This window comes from Streptomyces sp. NPDC057424, from assembly GCF_042803315.1.
Lineage (GTDB): Bacteria > Actinomycetota > Actinomycetes > Streptomycetales > Streptomycetaceae > Streptomyces.
Window position 1 is genome coordinate 26,970 of record NZ_JBHVCP010000023.1, and the last position, 18,962, is coordinate 45,931.

Here is an 18,962-nt window from a genome sequence, read left to right on the forward strand (position 1 = left end):
GCCATCGCTTCGCCGACGAGATCCAGCATGCCCAAACCCGCCGTCTGCTGCCGAAAGTTGTCCACAGGCGCGGGCATTCGTCGTACAAATCCGGCACCCGGCGGGAGCGGCTGCACCGAACCGTCCCGGAGCCGGGACTTCCCGGTGTGCAGCGGGTAACGTCGGGGCGTGCCCGCCGACCCACTGCACCGCGCCGGAACCGCACAGCGCAGCACGACGAGCCAGCCGCCGAGCGGCTCGAGGGCGAGCGCGATCGAGGTCCGCAGGAGCACCCGCCGACGCAGAACGGTCTCCGCGTACCGCGAGGGCGATCGCACCGTGGTGCTCATCCCCGCCCGGATGTCCGAGGCGGAGGAGCAGCGCTGGGTGAACGTCATGCTCGACAAACTGGCCGCCCAGGAGAGCAAGCGGGCGCTCGGTGACGCAGAGCTGGCCGAGCGTGCCCGGCGCCTCTCGGACCAGTACTTCGACGGGCGTGCCCGGCCCGCGTCGGTGCGCTGGGTGACCAACCAGAACACGCGCTGGGGATCCTGCACCCCCTCCGAAGGCAGCATCCGCCTGTCGCACCGCCTTCAGGGCATGCCCGAGTACGTCGTCGACTACGTTCTCGTCCACGAACTCGCCCATCTGCTCGTCCCCGGACACGGACCTCGCTTCTGGGAACTCCTGGAGGCCTATCCGCGCACGGAGCGGGCGCGGGGATATCTCGAAGGCGTGGTCGCCGCCGAGCGGTTGCCCCATGTACCCGGTGCGCGGGGTGAGGGCCCCGAGGGGTGACCGGCCGCTTTCCGCGAGCGAACAGCCGATACGGCTGAGCGGGCGTTGTGTACCGGCTCTGTACCGACCTCGTCCGGTGTCCGAGTTTGCCGTTAGCCTGGCGCGACGCACTCACGTTCTGGATGGGGGACGGTCGTTACGCATGGCCAGGGAATTCCAACGCGGCCACAAGGCCAGGATCAGTGACCTCACCGCGGGCACGGATCTGTACGTAGGCGTACAGATCGCCGGCCCCGGACTGAGTTTCGACATCAGCTGCTTCGGCCTCGACGCCGACGAACGGCTCTCGGACGACCGGTACTTCGTCTTCTTCAACCAGCCGAAGTCCCCCGAGGAGTCCATTCAGCTCCTGGGCGCCCAGGCGGGCGACACGGAGTCCTTCCGGGTGACGCTCGACCGGATCCCGTCGCAGATCCAGAAGCTGTCCTTCACGGCGACGATCGACGGCGCCGGCCAGATGTCGCAGATCGCCTCCGGCTACATCCGCATCGTCGCGGGCGGCGAGGAGGTGGCGCGCTACTCCTTCAACGGCTCGGAGTTCTCCACCGAACGTGCAGTGATGCTGGGCGACTTCTACCTCAAGGACGTCTGGCGGTTCGCCGCCGTCGGGCAGGGCTTCGACGGCGGTCTGGATGCGCTGCTGAAGAACTTCGGCGGAGAGGTGGCCGAGGAGGAGACGTCCGCGACCGCCCCGCAGCAGCCGCAGGCCGGCGCCGCCCCGGGCTTCGCCCCGCCCGCGTTCGGAGTCCCCGGAACTCCGGAATCCGCACCGGCGGCGCCTCCGGCTCCCGCGCCCCAGCCCGCCGCACAGGGCTTCGCGCCCCCGCCCGGACCCACCCCGCCTCCAGCCCCGGCGCCCGCACCCCAGGTGCACGCCGCCCCGACCATCGTCGCGCCCCTGAACACCCCGCCCGGTGGCTCCCCGGTGCCGCCCCCGCCCCCGGCGCCCGCACCGTACGGCCATCCGGGCCAGCAGCCGCCGCAGTACGGCCAGGTCCCCGGCCAGACGGCCCCGCCGCCTCCCGGCTACGGCCAGCCGCAGGCACCTCACGCGCCGCAGGCTCCCCATGCCCCGGCCCCGCCCCCCGGTTACGGCCAGGCCACCCCGCCTCCCGGTTACGGCCAGCCCACCCCTCCTCCGGGCTACGGCCAGCAGCAGCCGTTCGGGCAGGCGGCGCCCTACGGAGCCCCGCAGGGTGCCCCTCAAGGCGCTCCCCAGGGCCCCGGTGTGTCCGCCGCGCTCCAGCAGTTCAAGGAGACCCCCACGGGGCAGCGCTGGACCCAGCAGAACAAGAAGCTGGTCCGCGTCGACCTCGGCATCGGCGGACAGCCGGTGCTGGCCCGGCAGGGCAGCATGGTGCTCTACCAGGGCAAGGTCGACTTCAGCTACAAGGGCGCCGGCTTCGCCGGCCGGATCGTGGGCAACGCGACCGGCCAGGAGATGCAGCTGATGCGCTGTACCGGCCAGGGGCAGGTGTTCCTCGCCGAGAACTCGACCATGCTGCACCCCCTCGAGCTCCAGGGCGACGCCGTCTGCGTCTCCGCCGAGAACGTCCTCGCCTTCGACGAGAGCCTCACCTACGAGGTCCGCCGCATCGAAGGGCACGGCATCCCCGGCGGCGCACTGTTCACCATGCAGTTCCAGGGCACCGGCACCATCGTCGTGAAGACGCACGGCACGCCCGTGGTGCTGCCCGTCACGCCCACCACGTTCGCCGACTGCAACGCCGTGGTCGCCTGGTCGGCCGCCGCCCAGGTCGTCGTCTCCAGTCAGGTGCGGATGCGCCGCAACGCCTACCCCGGTGACACGGGGGAGAGCGTCAACCTCCAGTTCCGGGGTGCGCCCGGCAACTTCATCGTCGTCCAGCCGTACGAGGTCTGAGGGAGCCCGTCATGACACAGCAGCTCGCGGGCCACGCCCCCGCCCCTGTCACCGCCCGCATGGAGAACCACGGCAACCACATGCTGAAGGTCGCCATGCAGACCGGGAACGACCTCCTCGCGCGCGTGGGGTCGATGGTCGCCTACGAAGGGTTCGTCCAGTACGAGCCCAACCCGCCGGCCGTGCGCCAGATCGCCAAGGACTGGATGACCGGCGAGGGCGCGCCCCTGATGAAGTGCTCCGGCGACGGCCTGCTCTACCTCGCCGACTACGGGGCGAACGTCGTCGTCATCAACCTCAACGGCGACGGCATCTCCGTCAACGCCACCAACCTGCTCGCCTTCGACGCCCACCTCACCTGGGGCGTGGAGCGGGTCAAGGGCCTGGCGAAGTTCGCCGGGCAGGGCCTGTGGAACACCAAGATCTCCGGGCAGGGCTGGGTCGCGCTGACCTCCCGGGGCAAGCCCATCGTCGTCGACTGCGGAGGCGGCGAGGACGAGACGTACGTCGACCCCGACGCGCTCGTCGCCTGGTCCCCGAACCTCAAGGTGAAGGGCAAGCGCAGCTTCCGGGCCCAGTCGCTGATCGGCCGCGGCAGCGGCGAGGCCTACCAGATGGCCTTCTCCGGTCAGGGCATCGTCGTCGTCCAGCCCAGCGAGGACAGCACCGACCGCCTCCGGGTCCGGGGCTGAGGGGGAACCACACGCCATGCAGAGCCCGATTTTCGCCTACAACGAGCAGCAGACCCAGGAACGCTGGAGCCTGCAGAACAAGCAGATGCTGCGCGTCGCCCTGGAGGGCCACGACGACATCCTGGCCCGCAAGGGCACCATGGTCGCCTACCAGGGCCTCGTCGAGTTCGACGCCGAGTACCAGAGCAACGACCAGGCACGCTCGCGTGCGCACACCGGTGAGGGACTCGACCTCATGCGCTGCCACGGGCAGGGCACGGTCTACCTCGCCAACCTCAAGCAGCACGTCCACGTCATGGAGGTGGACCAGGAGGGCCTCACCGTCGACAGCAGCTACGTGCTGGCGATGGACTCCTCCCTGCACCACGAGGTCATCGCCGTGGACAGCGTGTACGGCATCTCCGGCTCCGGGAAGTACCAGCTCAACATCTCAGGCCGGGGCAAGGTCGCCCTGATGACCTCCGGGATGCCGCTGCTGCTGCAGGTGACGCCCGACAAGTACGTCAACTGCGACGCCGACGCCATCGTCGCCTGGTCGACGAGCCTGCGCGTGCAGATGCAGGCCCAGACGCACTCCTCCGGGGTGTGGCGGCGCCGCGGCAGCACCGGCGAGGGCTGGGAGCTGAGCTTCATGGGCACCGGCGTCGCGCTCGTCCAGCCGAGCGAACTGCTGCCACCGCAGAACGCCCAGATCGGCTCGGGCCTCTCCGCCCAGTACGGCATGGGCCAGCAGGGAGCACGCGGGCAGAACCAGGGCAACGTCTGGAGCTGACCGCTTCGCGGTTCAGCCGAGGGGTTCGTGGCTGTACGGTCCGGTCCGGGCCGCACACCGTGTGCGGCCGGTCGCGCAGTTCCCCCGCGCCCCTGAAGGGGTGTGGCCACCGGCGGAATCGAACGTAAGGGGCGGCCGACCGATCAGCCGCCCCTTACACGTACTCAGGCCGCGAGCCTCGCGCGCGTGGCCTCCAGCAGGCGGACCACTGACTCGTCCGCCACCTCCGCCACCTCGCCGTAGCCGAACCAGCGCACGTCCAGAGACTCGTCGCTGATCGCGTGTGCGGCGTCCGGGGGCGCCAGGACCGCGTACTGGACGTCGAAGTGGCAGTGGCAGGGCGGCGGGATCGGATGCCGGTCCAGGCGTACCGGGCCGCCGGGCAGCAGGGAGAGCCCCGGGACGCCGGACTCCTCCGTCGCCTCGCGCAGGGCCGCATCCGCCAGGGAGCTGTCGCCCGGCTCGCAGTGGCCGCCCATCTGCAGCCACATCCGCAGCTTCTTGTGCAGGGTCAGCAGCACCCGGCCGCCCTCGGGGTCGATCACCAGGCCGCTCGCCGTGATGTGACCCGCGTGGCAGGCCTTCCAGAGGCCGTCCGGGTGCTCCGCCAGGTGGTCGAGATAGGCCTGGCGCAGCTCCGCCTGGCCCTCGTACCCCTTCAGCACGAGGGCCGCGTCGTCGTACAGGCTCACCCGGCGTCGTCGCCCTTGTTCTCGTCCTCGCCCTCGTCCTTCTTCTTCAGGTCGGGCTTGTCGGCCGCCTCGCCGAGCATCTTGTCCAGCTCGGAGAAGTCGATCTGCTCGCGGTGCACGAAGCCGTCCGGGTCGTCCAGGTCGGTCGCCGTCGGCAGCATGTCCGGGTGGTGCCACAGGGCGTCCCGGCCGTCGACACCGCGCGCGTCCGTGAGCGAGGCCCACAGACGTGAGGCGTCCCGCAGACGGCGCGGGCGCAGCTCCAGGCCGATCAGCGTGGCGAACGTCTGCTCGGCCGGACCGCCCGAGGCGCGGCGGCGGCGCAGCGTCTCGCGCAGGGCGTCGGCGGACGCCAGGCGGGGTTTCGCGGCGGCGTGGACCACTGCGTCCACCCAGCCCTCCACGAGCGCCAGAGCCGTCTCCAGACGGGCCAGGGCGGCCTTCTGCTCGGGCGTGTCCTCGGGCTGGAACATGCCCTGCTGGAGGGCTTCCTGCATCTGCTCCGGGTTCTGCGGGTCGAACTGGCCGACCACGTCCTCCAGCTTGGCGGTGTCGACCTTGATCCCGCGCGCGTAGCCGTCGACGGCGCCGAACAGATGCGAGCGCAGCCACGGCACGTGGGCGAAGAGGCGCTGGTGGGCGGCCTCGCGCAGGGCGAGGTAGAGCCGTACCTCCTCCTGAGGGACGCTCAGGTCCTTGCCGAAGGTCTCGATGTTCACCGGCAGCAGCGCGGCCTTGCCGGCCGGGCCGAGCGGCAGGCCGATGTCGGTCGAGCCGACGACCTCGCCGGCGAGCACGCCGACGGCCTGCCCGATCTGCGTGCCGAACATGGCGCCGCCCATCGAGCGCATCATGCCGATCAGCGGGCCGGCCATGGCCTGCATCTCCTCCGGCAGGACATCGCCCATGGCGGTGCCGACGCGCTCGGCGACCGGGTCGACGAGCTCCTTCCAGGCGGGCAGGGTGGCCTCGACCCACTCCGCGCGGCTCCAGGCCACCGCGGAGGCGGCGCCGGAGGGCAGGGACGTGGCATCGTCGAGCCACAGGTCGGCCAGGCGGACGGCTTCCTCGACGCCCTTGCGGTCGGCGGGGCCGACGCTGGCGTCCTTGGTGCCGTCAGGGCTGCCCTGGGAGACCGTCTGGCGGGCGATCTGCTTGGCCATGTCCCAGTTCACCGGGCCGCCCTCGTAGGAGAGCATCTGGCCGAGCTGCTGGAACGCGGCGCCCAGGTCGGTGGGGTTCAGCGACCCGAACATGGCTGCGAACGGATTGTCCGCACCGGGGCCTCCGGGGCCGCCGGGGCCCGCGCCGAAGCCTCCGGCTCCGGGCAGGCCGCCAAATCCGAACGGGTTGGCCGGTCCCTGACCACCACCGCTCTGCTGGTCCTTCTTCTTGCCCTCGTCGCCGTCGTCCGGCTCCTCCGGCGGAAGGCCGAATCCGAATGGGGTGTCACTCACGGGATTCCTCGGCTGGTAGGGCCGCCGGTTCTTTCCGGCGGCACGGCTGCCCGACAACACCACCCAGCGTAGACACCTGGGGCGGATCGGGCCTCGGTGCTTCGCCGGCTGACGGCCTGCGGCAGGATGGATGCCACCTGGTACGCACGCGTCGGACGCGCTCGTACTGAAGACAACCGCTGGAGACGCCCGGTGAGTTCCCCAGATCCGCAGGTTCGCGCAGCGCGAAACCAGTCAACCAGTTCCGCGAGTCCCGCGCCGCGCGGCCCCGTCGTCGCGGTCACCGGAGCCGCGTACGGCGTAGGAGCCCTGCTCACCGAGCAGCTCGCCGCGTCCGACGAGGTCAAGCAGGTCGTGGCCATCGACGAGCGGCGCGGCGAGTGCGCGGCGGCCCAGTGGCACATCCTGGACGTACGGGATCCGGCCATCGCGGACAAGCTGCGCGGGGCCGACGTGGTGGTGCACCTGGCGCTGGATCTCGATCTCGAAACCGACGCCGCCGCCCGAACGGCCTACAACGTACGGGGGACGCAGACCGTCCTGACAGCGGCCGCGGCGGCCGGAGTGCACCGCGTCGTGCTCTGCACCTCCGCGATGGTCTACGGGGCGCTGCCCGACAACGAGCTGCCCCTGTCCGAGGACGCCGAGCTGCGGGCCACGGCCGAGGCGACCGGCGTCGGTGACCTGCTGGAGATCGAACGGCTGGCGCGGCGAGCGCCCCGGGCGCACCCGGGACTCAATGTCACCGTGGTACGGCCCGCCGTGCTGGTGGGCGGCACGGACACCGCGCTGACCAGGTACTTCGAGTCTCCCCGGCTCCTCGTCGTCGCCGGATCGCGGCCCGCGTGGCAGTTCTGCCACATCGAGGACCTGTGCAGCGCGCTGGAGTACGCCGTCCTGGAGAAGGTCGACGGGGAACTGACCGTCGGCTGCGACGGCTGGCTCGAGCAGGAGGAGGTCGAGGAGCTCAGCGGCATCCGCCGCATGGAGCTGCCGTCGGCGGTCGCGCTGGGCGCGGCGGCGCGACTGCACCGGATCGGGCTCACGCCGTCCCCGGCCGGGGACCTCGCGTACACGATGTACCCCTGGGTCGTGAGCGGCAGCCGGCTGCACGACGCCGGGTGGCGGCCGCAGTACACCAACGAGGAGGTGCTGGCCGAACTCCTGGAGGAGGTGTCCGGCCGGCACACGGTCGCCGGACGACGCCTGGGCCGCAAGGACGCGACGGCCGCGGGCGCCGCGGGCGCGACGGTGGCGCTGCTGGGCGCTGCGGCGGTGGTGCGGCGGGCGCGGAAGGCGCGGCGGCGAATCTGAGGGACGCCCCTGTAGGAGACTCCAAACGCCCAGGGGCGTGTGCCGGTCGATGGCTCTATTCCGTGCTGTCGGTCGCGTGCGGCACGATGGACACATGGCAACCACGAACGAACACCCCGGCGAGCAGGCCGCGCAGGACCCGATCAAGCTGATCGGGATCCGGGACTCGGCCCTCTCCCTGGACGAGGTGTTCCGTGCCGTCGGGGACGATGCGGCCGGTGGCACCGCGCTCTTCGTGGGAACCGTGCGGAACCACGACGGGGGCGCCGATGTCGAGGCGCTGGGGTATTCGTGCCACCCCAGCGCCGAGGCCGAGATGCGGCGGGTCGCCGAGAAGGTCGCCGCCGAGTTCCCGGTGCGGGCCCTGGCGGCCGTCCACCGCGTGGGGGACCTCCGGGTCGGGGACCTCGCCGTGGTCGTCGCCGTCTCCTGCCCGCATCGCGGAGAGGCCTTCGAGGCCTGCCGGAAGCTGATCGACGACCTCAAGCACGAAGTGCCCATCTGGAAACACCAGAGGTTCTCCGACGGCACCGAGGAGTGGGTCGGCGCCTGCTGATCCGGGAAGCCGCCTTCCGGTTGCGTAACCGCCCCCCTGGCGTGAGCGTTGTCACTGCGGATCGTTAATCTGCTGATCAGTCAGTTGCGGATGCTCAAAGGGGTTGGAGGTCGGCATGGCGGCGCTCGCCTGGTTGCTGATTCCGCTTGCGGCTGCCATCGGCGCGGGGCTCTGGGGCAGTTGGGCAAACCGGACCCGCAAGGTCCGTAACGACGGCCCGGAGCTCATCGGCTACGCCCGCTTCCGCGAGGCCATGGAGAAGCCCCGGCCGGGTGCCTGACGGCCAGAGAAGCAGCAGGTCACAGGCGTGGGAAGGCGGAGGACCGCCCCGGACGGGCGGCCCTGACGGTGCGCTGACAGGACCGTCCCGTACTGTCGAGTCATGCCACGCCGCACCGCGACGATGCTCGCCTCCACCCTGATGCTGATCGCGCTCCTGTGCGCGGGAGTGTTCATCCCCGTGCCCTACGCGGAGATGTCCCCGGGGCCGACGGTGAACACGCTGGGCGATCACGACGGTGAGCCGGTGCTGCAGATCGCGGGGAAGAAGACCTACCCGACCAGTGGCCATCTGAACATGACCACGGTCCGGGTCACGAGTGCCGACTACCGGATGAACCTGGTCGAAGCCGTCTACGGCTGGCTCGCGCATGACAACAAGGTCGTGCCGCACGAGACGCTCTACCCGGACGGCAAGACCGAGGAGCAGTCCACCCAGGAGAACGCCGAGGAGTTCAGCCAGTCCCAGGAGAGCGCCAAGGTCGCCGCCCTGAAGGAGCTGGACGTTCCGGTGAAGTCCTGGGTGATCGTCTCGACGGTCGTCAAGGATTCCCCGGCCGAGGACAAGCTGCACGCGGGGGATGTGATCAAGGCCGTCGACGGTACGGCGGTGAAGGAGCCGGCCGACGTCGCCGAGCTCGTCACCAAGCACAAGCCGGGCCAGGACGTCCGCTTCACGATCGTGCCGGCCAAGGAGCAGGCTGCCGCGGAGAAGGAGAAGCGGACGCCGACCCGGACGCAGGACATCACCATCACCACCACGACGTCCGACGACACCGGTGAGAAGCGCGCCATCGTGGGGATCTCCGCCGGGACCGACCACACGTTCCCGTTCACCATCGACATCAAGCTCGCCGACGTCGGCGGGCCGAGCGCCGGGCTGATGTTCGCTCTCGGCATCTACGACAAGCTCACCCCCGGCAGCCTGACCGATGGCAAGTTCGTGGCCGGCACCGGCACGATCGACGACGCCGGCAAGGTCGGGCCGATCGGCGGCATCGAGATGAAGACCGTGGGCGCGCGGGCCAAGGGCGCGCAGTACTTCCTGACGCCCACCGACAACTGCGCGGCCGCCGCCGAGGACACCCCCGACGGTCTCACCCTCATCAAGGTGGGCACCATCGAGGACGCCCTCGGCGCGCTCCAGGACATCCGCAGCGGCGACACCGCGGACCTGCCGAAGTGCGGTAAGTAGCCCGGGGACCAAGGGCCCGGAAAGCCGGGCCCCACGGTCCTGCGGGACTACTCCTCGAACGTCGCCGCCAGCGCCTCCGCCAGCCCCGGAACCAGGTCGGAGCCGGTCAGGACCTCGGTGGGGGAGTCCTTCTCGCGCAGCCGCAGGGCCGACTCACGGGTGCCGTCGCGCAGGACCGCGACCGTCATGCGGACCTCCTGGCGGTCCGGGTGGTCCGCCACCCACTTCGTGAGCGCGGCCTCGCTCAGCCCCTGTGGGACCTGGGCCTCCGCGGACGGCGGCAGCATCAGGCGCTCCACGGCGAGGGCGCAGCCGGCCACCGCGTCGGGCCAGGCGATGGTGGCGAGGAACTCATCGAGCGGCTTGCCCGTTGGAACTTCGTCCTGCTCGATCGGGGTGAGGCCGGAGTTCTCCGACTCCTCCCCCAGACCGAGCCGGTCCGCGAGCGAGGGCTGTTCAGCCCGTAGCCGTACGGTGTCGACGAGGGCGAAAAGGCGGGCCGGCTGGTCCCAGCTGAGGCCGGAGACGTACTCGTCGATCTCGAGGACGGCCCGGGTGAGCGGGTTCGCAGCCATGGGAGTGTTGGACATGGTCACAATCCTGCCTCGTTCCCGGCCGGAATCGGGAACCGAGTAAACGGTGAGTAAGTTGCATAGGTGGGGGCCCACCATCACGGGGGCCACGAACGGTCCGTAAGACGCGGGCCTGACGAATCAACAGCGAACTTCGAGGTGCGCACCTTGGCTTTCCAGATGCCGGACCGCGGCGGAGGCCCTTCGGGGCCGCGGATCAGAGTGGGCCGCCCGTCCCGGCGTGTCCGGACCCTGCTCATGACGCTGGGCGTCCTGGCCGTCCTCGTCATGGTGTTCACCATGTTCGCGGGCTTTTGGACGGACTGGCTCTGGTACCGCTCGGTGGACTACTCCTCGGTCTTCACCACCACCCTGTGGACCAAGATCGGGCTCTTCTCCGTCTTCGGCCTGCTCATGGCGCTCGCCGTCGGCTTCAACATCTGGCTGGCGCACCGGCTGCGGCCGCCGCTGAGCGCCATGTCGATGGAGCAGCAGAACCTCGACCGCTACCGGATGGGCATCGCGCCCTACAAGAAGTGGCTCCTGCTCGGGGTCACCGCCCTGGTGGGCCTGATCGCCGGCGCCTCGGCCTCCGGCCAGTGGCGCACGTGGCTGATGTGGGTCAACGGCGTGCCCTTCGGGCAGAAGGACCCCCAGTTCAAGCTGGACGTCTCCTTCTACGCCTTCGACCTGCCCTGGTACCGGTTCCTGCTCGGCTTCGGCTTCGCCGCCGCGATCCTGTCCGTGATCGCCGCCGCGCTCACCCACTACCTGTACGGCGGCCTGCGCGTCACCAGCCCTGGTGCCCGCGCCACGGCCGCAGCCACCGGGCACCTGTCGGTGCTCATCGGTGTCTTCGTGGCGCTCAAGGCGGTCGCGTACTGGCTCGACCGGTACGGACTCGCGGTGAAGTCCAGCGACTTCAGGGCGACCGACAACTGGACGGGCCTGAGGTACGTCGACGCCAACGCCTATCTGCCGGCCAAGACGATCCTGTTCTGCATCGCCGTCATCTGTGCGCTGCTGTTCTTCGCCACCCTGTGGCGGCGGACCTGGCAGCTGCCCGTGATCGGCTTCGGCCTGATGGTGCTCTCCGCGATCCTCATCGGCGGCCTGTACCCGGCGATCGTGCAGAAGTTCCAGGTCCAGCCGAACGAGCAGGCCAAGGAGGCGCCGTACGTCGAGAAGAACCTCGAGGCGACGCGCAAGGCCTACGGCATCGACGGCACCCAGGTCACCGACTACTCGGGCACGAGGAAGACCGAGGACAAGACCCAGCTCCGCGACGACGTCGATTCCACGGCGAGCATCCGGATCATGGACCCGAACATCGTCTCGCCGACGTTCCAGCAGCTCCAGCAGATCAGGAACTACTACGCGTTCCCGAACAACCTGGACGTCGACCGCTACACCAAGGACGGCAAGGACCAGGACACGGTCATCGGCCTGCGTGAGATCAACCTCGCGGGCATCCCGAAGAAGAACTGGATCAACAACCACTTCCGATACACCCACGGCTACGGAGTGGTCGCCGCCGAGGGCACCAGCGCCGACGCGCAGGGACGCCCGGTCTTCACCGAGTCCGACCTGCCCTCCAAGGGCACCCTCGGCACGTACGAGCAGCGTGTCTACTACGGCGAGAAGACCACCACGTACTCGATCGTCGGCGGTCCCCAGAAGGAGATCGACTACTCCGACGACAACGGCGAGAAGACCACCAGCTACAAGGGCGACAGCGGGGTCAACCTCTCCAACCCGGTCAACCGGGCCGCGTACGCGGCGGCGCTCGGCGAGCCGCAGATCCTGTACTCGGGTGCCATCGGCGAGGGTTCGCGGATCCTGTACAACCGCACGCCCAAGGAGCGCGTCGAGGCGGTCGCCCCCTGGCTGACCATCGACGGCGACGCCTACCCGGCGGTGGTGAACAACCGGATCCAGTGGATCGTCGACGCGTACACGACGACGAACGGCTACCCGTACTCCTCGCGTACGACCCTCGGTGACACGACCGCCGACTCGCTGACCGCCACCAACGACAGCCGCGCGGTGGTGGCCCAGCAGAACCAGGTCAACTACATCCGCAACTCGGTGAAGGCGACCGTCGACGCGTACACCGGCGAGGTCAAGCTCTTCCAGTGGGACACCAAGGATCCGGTCCTGAAGACCTGGATGAAGGCCTTCCCCGACACCGTGGAGCCCAAGAGCGACATCTCCAAGGACCTGATGGGCCACCTGCGCTACCCGCAGGATCTGTTCAAGGTGCAGCGGGAGCTGCTCACCCGCTACCACGTGAAGGACGCCACGACGTTCCTGAGCGGCAGCGAGGTGTGGCAGGTGCCGGACGATCCGACGAACCGGTCGGGCAGCGCGGTGCCGCCGTACTACCTGAGCATGAAGATGCCCGACCAGAAGGCTCAGGCGTTCTCGCTGACGACGACCTTCACGCCCAACGGCCGGGACAACCTGAGTGCCTTCATGGCGGTCGACGCCGAAGCGGGGACCGATGAATACGGCAAGATCAGAATCCTGAAACTGCCGACGAACACCACGGTCAACGGACCCAAGCAGGTCCAGAGCCAGTTCAACTCACAAGAAGAGATCGCCGAGTCCATCAGGCTCCTGAGAGGCGGCGACTCCGAGGTCGAGTACGGCAACCTGCTGACGGTGCCGCTCGACGGCGGACTGCTGTACGTGGAGCCGGTCTATGTACGCGGTGGTGGGCTGAAGTACCCGCTGCTGCGCAAGGTGCTGGTCACCTACGGAGGTGAGACCGCCTTCGAGAACACGCTCGACGAGGCCCTCAACAAGATCTTCGGAGCGGACGGCCAGGCCACCGAGCCACCGGACGAGGGCGATGGCGACGGCGATACGACACCACCACCGCCGACGTCCGACAATCCGACGGTCCAACAGGCCCTGGAGGACGCCCAGAAGGCGTTCGACGCGGGTCAGGAGGCCCTGAAGAAGAACGACTGGGAGGCGTACGGCCGGGCGCAGGAGGACCTCGAGGACGCTCTCAAGCGGGCCGAGGACGCGCAGGCCGAGGCCGGCCGTGGGGGTGCCGGAGGCGGCGAGAGCAAGCCCAGCGCCAGCCCGAGCGGCAGTCCGAGTCCCAAGCCGAGCAGCTAGGGCCCTGGCCTGGTCAATGCCCACCCCGCGCCGTGATACGGTTGTGAACACAACGGCGCGGGGTGGAGCAGCTCGGTAGCTCGCTGGGCTCATAACCCAGAGGTCGCAGGTTCAAATCCTGTCCCCGCTACTGAAGTCGCGATGTCCGAGTGACGGAGCGGCAACGAAGGCCCGGATTCCACACAGGAATCCGGGCCTTCGTGATGTGTGAACGCATGTGCTGGCGCAGGCTGTGGCCGCGCCGCCAGGGGGAGTTGGGCAATCTGTGTTTGACTTGTCTCTCTGTGGGCATGTCGACAAAACGCTGTAGTGACCTCACTGGCTGCGGTATACCAGGTGTACCCAGGTTGCAGGTGGTGCGACGATGGACGTTATGGGGGACAAGGCAACTCTGTTCGAGACAGGGCGTTTTGTGCAGCCTTCCAGCCGGGAGGACACCGAGACCCCGGACGAGACCGGGGAGATCGCCGACGAGGCGGCCGAGGAGTTGCGTCAGCGGCTCGCCGCCGAGGCCGGCGACGTCGAGGCGATGAGTGTCCTCGGGGCCATGCTGCTGCGCCGTGGTGACCTCGACGGTGCCGAGCCTCATCTGCGTGCCGCCACCGCCGCGGGCGACCGGGCGGCCGCCAACAATCTGGGAGTCCTCCTTCACCAGCGGGGGTACGCCGACGAGGCCGCCGGGTGGTGGCGGATCGCCGCCGTCGCCGGATCCACGGCGGCCGCGCACGCCCTCGGCCGGCACCACCGCGAGCGCGGCGACGAGCCCGCTGCCGAGTACTGGCTGCGCCAGTCCGCCGAACAGGGGCACACGCTGGGCGCGTACGCGCTCGCCGACCTGCTGGAGCACCGCGGTGACGCCGGGGCCGAACGGTGGATGCGGGTCGCGGCCGAGCGCGGGCACCGGGAGGCGGCGTACCGGCTGGCTCGTGCGCTGGACCGGAAGGCGGCGCGGGAAGCCGACGGTGACAACGGTGTCCAGGTGCCCGAGGGGGCCGAGCAGTGGTACCGGCAGGCCGCCGCGCGCGGCCACCGGAGGGCCGCGCTGCACCTCGGGACGATCCTGGAGCGGCGCGGCGAGCTCAAGGAGGCCGGGCGCTGGTACCTGACGTCCGCCAAGGACGGCGAGGCGCGGGCCGCCTGCGCGCTGGGCTTCCTGCTGCGCGACGCGGGGGACACCGAGAACGCCGCTGTGTGGTGGCTGCGGGCCGCCCAGGAGGGCGACGGCAACGCGGCGAACGCGCTGGGCGCGCTGCACGCCGAGCGGGGCGAGACCCAGACCGCCGAGCGGTGGTACCGGGCCGCGATGGACGCGGGCGACGTGAACGGCGCGTACAACCTGGGCCTGCTCTGCGCCGAGCAGGGGCGCACGCCGCAGGCCGAGCAGTGGTACCGGCGCGCGGCCTACGCCGGTCACCAGGAGGCCGCGAACGCGCTGGCGATCCTGCTGCTGCGCGGCGGCGACGAGACGGGCGCGGAGCCGTGGTTCTCCAAGGCCGCGGAGGCCGGGAGCGTCGACGCGGCCTTCAACCTCGGCATCCTGCACGCCGGGCGGGGCGAGGAGCAGGCCGCGCTGCGCTGGTACGAGCGTGCCGCTGCCGCCGGGCACACCGAGGCTGCGCTGCAGGTCGGTATGGCGAGGCTGCGGGAGGGCGACGAGCAGGAGGCGGAGCGGCACCTGCGGTGTGCGGCCGGGGGCGGGAGCGCCGAGGCCGCGTACCGGCTGGCCACCGTGCTCGACGCACGGCGGCCGCCGGAGCCGGCGCATGAGCTCGGGGAGCCGGTGCACCGGCGGAGCGAGTGCGAGGAGTGGTACGAGCGGGCGGCGACCCAGGGGCACCGGCGGGCGCAGGTGCGGGTCGGCATGCTGGCGGCGGCCCGGGGCGATGTCGTCGAGGCGGCCCGGTGGTACCGGGAGGCGGCCGAGGCCGGGTCCCGCAACGGCGCCTTCAATCTCGGGCTGCTGCTGGCCCGGGAGGGGAGCGAGCCGGAGGCGGCGGTGTGGTGGCAGCGGGCCGCCGACGCCGGGCATGGGCGGGCGGCGTTGCGGCTGGCCCTGGTCTACGCGCGTCGGGGAGAGCTGGCGGAGGGGCAGCGGTGGGCTGACCGGGCCGTGTCGCTGGGGCCGGCGTCGGTCGCCGAGAGGGCGGAGCGGCTGAGGGACGCGCTGCGGCAGGAGCTGTCCGCGTAAGGCGTTGCCGCTGGGGCCGGAGCGTGGTCCGGGTAATGGATTTGCATCCGTCCTCTGCGGTGACGTAACGTTGCATTCAACGACGCGGGGTGGAGCAGCTCGGTAGCTCGCTGGGCTCATAACCCAGAGGTCGCAGGTTCAAATCCTGTCCCCGCTACTGAAGACCGAGGGCCGGAATCCGAATGGATTCCGCCCCTCGGTGCATTCGGCGTCATGTGGCACGGCAGCGAAGAGCCCCGGCACCCATCGGTGCCGGGGCTCTCGTGCGTTTCGCGCGGGCGGGCTAGGCGGCCGCGCAGTTCGGGCAGACGCCGCGGTAGGTGACCTCGACGTCCGAGACCGTGAAGCCGAAGCGCTCGGTGTCGGGAAGGTCCGCCAGCGGGTTGCCGGTCGGGTGGACGTCCCGGATCGCGCCGCACCGGGCGCAGACCAGGTGGTGGTGCGGCTGGTGGGCGTTCGGGTCGTACCGCTTGGCGCGCTGGTCGGTCGAGACCTCCAGCACCTCGCCGAGGGTCACGAGCTCACCGAGCGTGTTGTAGACGGTCGCCCGGGAGATCTCGGGCAGCTTGGCGACGGCCCGTGCGTGGACCTCGTCGGCTGTCAGATGAACGTGTTCGCCGTCGAGGACCTCGGCCACGACACGCCGCTGCGCGGTCATCCGCCATCCGCGTCCGCGCAGCCGTTCCAGAAGGTCACTCATGGCCACCAGCCTAACAGCAAAAGGGACCAGGTCCCGAACAGGTGTGAGTTTAGAGCCCTACTTGCTTTAGATATTGTCTAATGTAGGATCGAGGTTGACTTTGACCGGTGGACAGGACTGGTCAGGAACGGTGCAGGAGGCGCACGTGACGCAGGGACCGCTCACGACGGAGACCGGGGCCCCGGTCGCCGACAACCAGAACAGCGAGACCGCGGGCGTCGGCGGCCCGGTGCTCGTCCAGGACCAGCTCCTGCTGGAGAAGCTGGCCCACTTCAACCGTGAGCGCATCCCGGAGCGCGTGGTGCACGCCCGTGGCGCGGGTGCGTACGGCACCTTCACGGTGACCGCCGACGTCACCCCGTACACGCGCGCCGCGTTCCTCTCCGAGGCCGGCAAGCAGACCGAGGTCTTCCTGCGCTTCTCGACGGTGGCCGGCAACCTGGGCGCGGCGGACGCCGTTCGCGACCCGCGCGGTTTCGCGCTGAAGTGCTACACCGAGGAAGGCAACTACGACCTCGTCGGCAACAACACCCCGGTGTTCTTCATCAAGGACGCCGTCAAGTTCCCGGACTTCATTCACACCCAGAAGCGCGACCCGTACACCGGTTCGACGGAGGCGGACAACGTCTGGGACTTCTGGAGCCTGTCGCCCGAGTCCACGCATCAGGTGACCTGGCTGTTCGGCGACCGCGGCATCCCCGCCTCGTACCGCCACATGGACGGTTTCGGCTCGCACACCTTCCAGTGGAGCAACGAGGCAGGTGAGGCCTTCTGGGTGAAGTACCACTTCAAGACGGACCAGGGCATCAGGAATCTGACCGCCGAGGCTGCCGCGCGGCTCGCCGGTGAGGACCCCGACTCCCACCAGCGCGACCTGCGCCAGGCCATCGAGCGCGGCGAGTACCCGACGTGGACCGTCGGCGTGCAGATCATGCCGGTGGCCGAGGCGGCGACGTACCGCTTCAACCCGTTCGACCTGACCAAGGTCTGGCCGCACGCGGACTACCCGGTCGTCGAGATCGGCAAGCTGGAGCTCAACCGCAACCCGGAGAACGTCTTCGCCGAAGTCGAGCAGTCGATCTTCAGCCCCGCCCACTTCGTGCCGGGCATCGGCCCGTCCCCGGACAAGATGCTCCAGGGCCGACTCTTCGCCTACGGCGACGCCCACCGCTACCGCGTCGGCAGCAACGCCGACCACCTGCCGGTGAACCGCCCGCACGCCACCGTGGCGCGCACCAACTCCCGTGACGGATACCTCTACGACGGCCGTCACGGCGGCGCGAAGAACTACGAGCCGAACAGCTTCGGCGGTCCGTTCCAGACGGACCGTCCGCTGTGGTCCGCCACGGCCGTCAGCGGCGCGACGGGCAACCACCCGGCCCCGGTCCATGCCGAGGACGACGACTTCGTCCAGGCGGGCAACCTCTACCGCCTGATGAGCGAGGACGAGAAGGAGCGCCTGATCGCCAATCTGGCGGGCTTCATCGCCAAGGTCTCGCGCGACGACATCGTCGAGCGTGCGATCGACAACTTCCGTCGGGCCGACGGAGACTACGGCAAGCGGCTGGAGTCCGCGGTCCAGGCCCTGCGCGGCTGAACTCCAGCACTGGACCGCTTGCGGTAGTGGACGGGCCGGGTCCCTTTCGGGGCCCGGCCCGTCCGTGTGGTTACGCCGGAACCTGCTGCCGCGCCGGCGCCCAGCAGCGGATGATGTCGCGGACCGAGACGATGCCGGTGGGTTCGCCACCGTCCAGCACGATGAGGTGCCGGAAGCCGCCGTGTGCCATGGCGCTCGCCGCCTCCTCCAGGGTCCAGGCCGGAGCGGCGAACACGACGTCGGTGGTGGTGTGGGCGTGGGCGCGTTCGGTGTCCGGGTCCTGGCCCAGGCCCACGGAGTTGAGGATGTCGCGTTCGGTGAGGATGCCGATGCCGCCGGCGTCGGGGTCGTGGACCACCGCCGCGCCCACCTTGCGTGCGGACATCAGGGCTGCGGCCTGGCGCAGGGTATGGGTCGGGCCGATGGTGAGGACGACCGTGCTCATGGCGTCACTGACGAGCATGTATGGAGCCACCTCCTGGGAGTGTCCCCGCCGTTTGTTCAGCGCTTCACAAATTCACAAGCAGGGGGGACTCTCAGAGTGGCAGGCAAAGGGAGGGTCAACAAGGGGGCGCTCGGTAACAACGGGGGGCTCAGTCCGCACCCACCCACCGGCTGGGGCATCGCCATCCCCGACCGGTGCGAAGTGTGCTGGCGCCGCATCCGGTTCACCGGCGAACTGCCCCTGCCCGTCAAGGACACCGACGGCAAGGGAATCGACCTCCTGTTGAGGCTGTGCAACTTCGCAGGTGTCGAGACCGAGTGCCTGGCCATCGCATGGCTCATCGGCTGCCTCGGACCGTCCGTGCCCGTCCCCGCCCCGTTGCCCACTGCGGTTTCGCTGCCGTGGCGGTCGGTCGACGGTCCGGCGGTCGCGGCGGCCCTGCTCTTCCTCAACGCCGAAGCGCGCTTCGTGACCCGCACCGTCCTCAACGAGAAGGCATGGCGTCCTGCTCTTGGGGCGGCGGGTATCCCGCGTTGCCGAATGAACGGGATGCACGCGCTACGGCACTCCTACGCGTCCGTGCTGCTGGACGCCGGCGAGAGCATCAAGGCCCTGTCGGAGTGCGTGGGGCACCACGATCCGGGTTTCACCCTGCGGACCGCACGCACCTCATGCCGAGCAGCGAGAAGCGGACCCGGGAAGCGGGGAATCGCGC

The 18,962-nt window shown here is 70.0% G+C and carries 16 protein-coding genes, 2 tRNA genes and 2 pseudogenes; 15 read left to right on the forward strand and 5 right to left on the reverse strand.

Going from position 1 to position 18,962, the window contains the following annotated elements:
• Positions 1-168 precede the first annotated feature (168 nt).
• The 4 genes from ACFU3E_RS19690 to ACFU3E_RS19705 all read left to right on the forward strand — a co-directional run bounded on the left by ACFU3E_RS19690 (position 169) and on the right by ACFU3E_RS19705 (position 4,123).
• Positions 169-777 (forward strand): M48 family metallopeptidase, encoded by a 609-nt coding sequence (locus ACFU3E_RS19690; RefSeq protein WP_384159469.1) that lies wholly within the window; start codon positions 169-171, stop codon positions 775-777.
• Between the two features lie 142 nt (positions 778-919).
• The gene (locus ACFU3E_RS19695; protein ID WP_384159472.1) at positions 920-2,659 is read left to right on the forward strand and encodes a TerD family protein; all 1,740 of its coding nucleotides are present in this window, start codon (positions 920-922) and stop codon (positions 2,657-2,659) included.
• An 11-nt stretch (positions 2,660-2,670) separates the two neighbouring features.
• A complete protein-coding gene (locus tag ACFU3E_RS19700; protein WP_031112077.1) occupies positions 2,671-3,351 on the forward strand; it encodes an AIM24 family protein in 681 nt (226 codons plus the stop codon).
• A gap of 16 nt (positions 3,352-3,367) precedes the next feature.
• Positions 3,368-4,123, forward strand: coding sequence for an AIM24 family protein (locus ACFU3E_RS19705; protein ID WP_384159475.1), 756 nt, complete (start codon positions 3,368-3,370; stop codon positions 4,121-4,123).
• Positions 4,124-4,287: 164 nt separating this feature from the next.
• Here the strand turns inward: ACFU3E_RS19705 and ACFU3E_RS19710 are convergent, their stop codons facing one another.
• The gene (locus ACFU3E_RS19710; RefSeq protein WP_384159675.1) at positions 4,288-4,788 is read right to left on the reverse strand and encodes an NUDIX hydrolase; all 501 of its coding nucleotides are present in this window, start codon (positions 4,786-4,788) and stop codon (positions 4,288-4,290) included.
• Between ACFU3E_RS19710 and ACFU3E_RS19715 the strand changes: the two are divergent.
• Positions 4,776-4,826: pseudogene (locus tag ACFU3E_RS19715) on the forward strand (hypothetical protein); the annotation flags it as partial. The gene ACFU3E_RS19710 and the pseudogene ACFU3E_RS19715 overlap by 13 nt on opposite strands.
• Here ACFU3E_RS19715 and ACFU3E_RS19720 read toward each other — a convergent pair.
• On the reverse strand, positions 4,812-6,272 hold the full coding sequence (locus ACFU3E_RS19720) for a zinc-dependent metalloprotease (RefSeq protein ID WP_384159478.1): 1,461 nt from the start codon (positions 6,270-6,272) through the stop codon (positions 4,812-4,814). The pseudogene ACFU3E_RS19715 and the gene ACFU3E_RS19720 overlap by 15 nt on opposite strands.
• Positions 6,273-6,464: 192 nt before the next feature.
• Between ACFU3E_RS19720 and ACFU3E_RS19725 the strand changes: the two genes are divergently transcribed.
• The 4 genes from ACFU3E_RS19725 to ACFU3E_RS19740 all read left to right on the forward strand — a co-directional run bounded on the left by ACFU3E_RS19725 (position 6,465) and on the right by ACFU3E_RS19740 (position 9,616).
• A complete protein-coding gene (locus tag ACFU3E_RS19725; RefSeq protein ID WP_384159481.1) occupies positions 6,465-7,586 on the forward strand; it encodes an SDR family oxidoreductase in 1,122 nt (373 codons plus the stop codon).
• 94 nt (positions 7,587-7,680) lie between these two features.
• A complete protein-coding gene (locus ACFU3E_RS19730) occupies positions 7,681-8,142 on the forward strand; it encodes a molybdenum cofactor biosynthesis protein MoaE (RefSeq protein ID WP_384159484.1) in 462 nt (153 codons plus the stop codon).
• Positions 8,143-8,257: 115 nt separating this feature from the next.
• Positions 8,258-8,422: a hypothetical protein gene (locus ACFU3E_RS19735; protein WP_384159487.1), complete on the forward strand. Its 165-nt coding sequence runs from the start codon at positions 8,258-8,260 to the stop codon at positions 8,420-8,422.
• A 102-nt stretch (positions 8,423-8,524) separates the two neighbouring features.
• On the forward strand, positions 8,525-9,616 hold the full coding sequence (locus tag ACFU3E_RS19740; RefSeq protein ID WP_384159490.1) for a PDZ domain-containing protein: 1,092 nt from the start codon (positions 8,525-8,527) through the stop codon (positions 9,614-9,616).
• A gap of 47 nt (positions 9,617-9,663) precedes the next feature.
• On the opposite strand, the gene ACFU3E_RS19745 is transcribed toward ACFU3E_RS19740, so the two are convergent.
• On the reverse strand, positions 9,664-10,206 hold the full coding sequence (locus ACFU3E_RS19745; protein WP_384159493.1) for a PPA1309 family protein: 543 nt from the start codon (positions 10,204-10,206) through the stop codon (positions 9,664-9,666).
• 162 nt (positions 10,207-10,368) lie between these two features.
• On the opposite strand from ACFU3E_RS19745, the gene ACFU3E_RS19750 reads away from it, so the two are divergent.
• The 4 genes from ACFU3E_RS19750 (at position 10,369) to ACFU3E_RS19765 (ending at position 15,662) form a co-directional block, all read left to right on the forward strand.
• The gene (locus tag ACFU3E_RS19750; protein ID WP_384159678.1) at positions 10,369-13,317 is read left to right on the forward strand and encodes a UPF0182 family protein; all 2,949 of its coding nucleotides are present in this window, start codon (positions 10,369-10,371) and stop codon (positions 13,315-13,317) included.
• A 56-nt stretch (positions 13,318-13,373) separates the two neighbouring features.
• A tRNA-Met gene (locus tag ACFU3E_RS19755) sits at positions 13,374-13,447 on the forward strand.
• A 234-nt stretch (positions 13,448-13,681) separates the two neighbouring features.
• Positions 13,682-15,505 (forward strand): tetratricopeptide repeat protein, encoded by a 1,824-nt coding sequence (locus tag ACFU3E_RS19760; protein WP_384159495.1) that lies wholly within the window; start codon positions 13,682-13,684, stop codon positions 15,503-15,505.
• A gap of 83 nt (positions 15,506-15,588) precedes the next feature.
• Positions 15,589-15,662: transfer RNA gene (locus tag ACFU3E_RS19765), tRNA-Met, on the forward strand.
• A gap of 126 nt (positions 15,663-15,788) precedes the next feature.
• On the opposite strand, the gene ACFU3E_RS19770 is transcribed toward ACFU3E_RS19765, so the two are convergent.
• Complete coding sequence (locus tag ACFU3E_RS19770) at positions 15,789-16,205, reverse strand: Fur family transcriptional regulator (protein ID WP_384159498.1); 417 nt, start codon at positions 16,203-16,205, stop codon at positions 15,789-15,791.
• A gap of 145 nt (positions 16,206-16,350) precedes the next feature.
• Between ACFU3E_RS19770 and ACFU3E_RS19775 the strand changes: the two genes are divergently transcribed.
• On the forward strand, positions 16,351-17,802 hold the full coding sequence (locus tag ACFU3E_RS19775; protein WP_384159500.1) for a catalase: 1,452 nt from the start codon (positions 16,351-16,353) through the stop codon (positions 17,800-17,802).
• Between the two features lie 70 nt (positions 17,803-17,872).
• On the opposite strand, the gene ACFU3E_RS19780 is transcribed toward ACFU3E_RS19775, so the two are convergent.
• The gene (locus ACFU3E_RS19780) at positions 17,873-18,265 is read right to left on the reverse strand and encodes a cyclic nucleotide-binding/CBS domain-containing protein (RefSeq protein WP_384159503.1); all 393 of its coding nucleotides are present in this window, start codon (positions 18,263-18,265) and stop codon (positions 17,873-17,875) included.
• A gap of 111 nt (positions 18,266-18,376) precedes the next feature.
• On the opposite strand from ACFU3E_RS19780, the pseudogene ACFU3E_RS19785 reads away from it, so the two are divergent.
• Positions 18,377-18,635 (forward strand): annotated as a pseudogene (locus ACFU3E_RS19785) (ATP-binding protein); the annotation flags it as partial.
• Positions 18,636-18,962 lie beyond the last annotated feature (327 nt).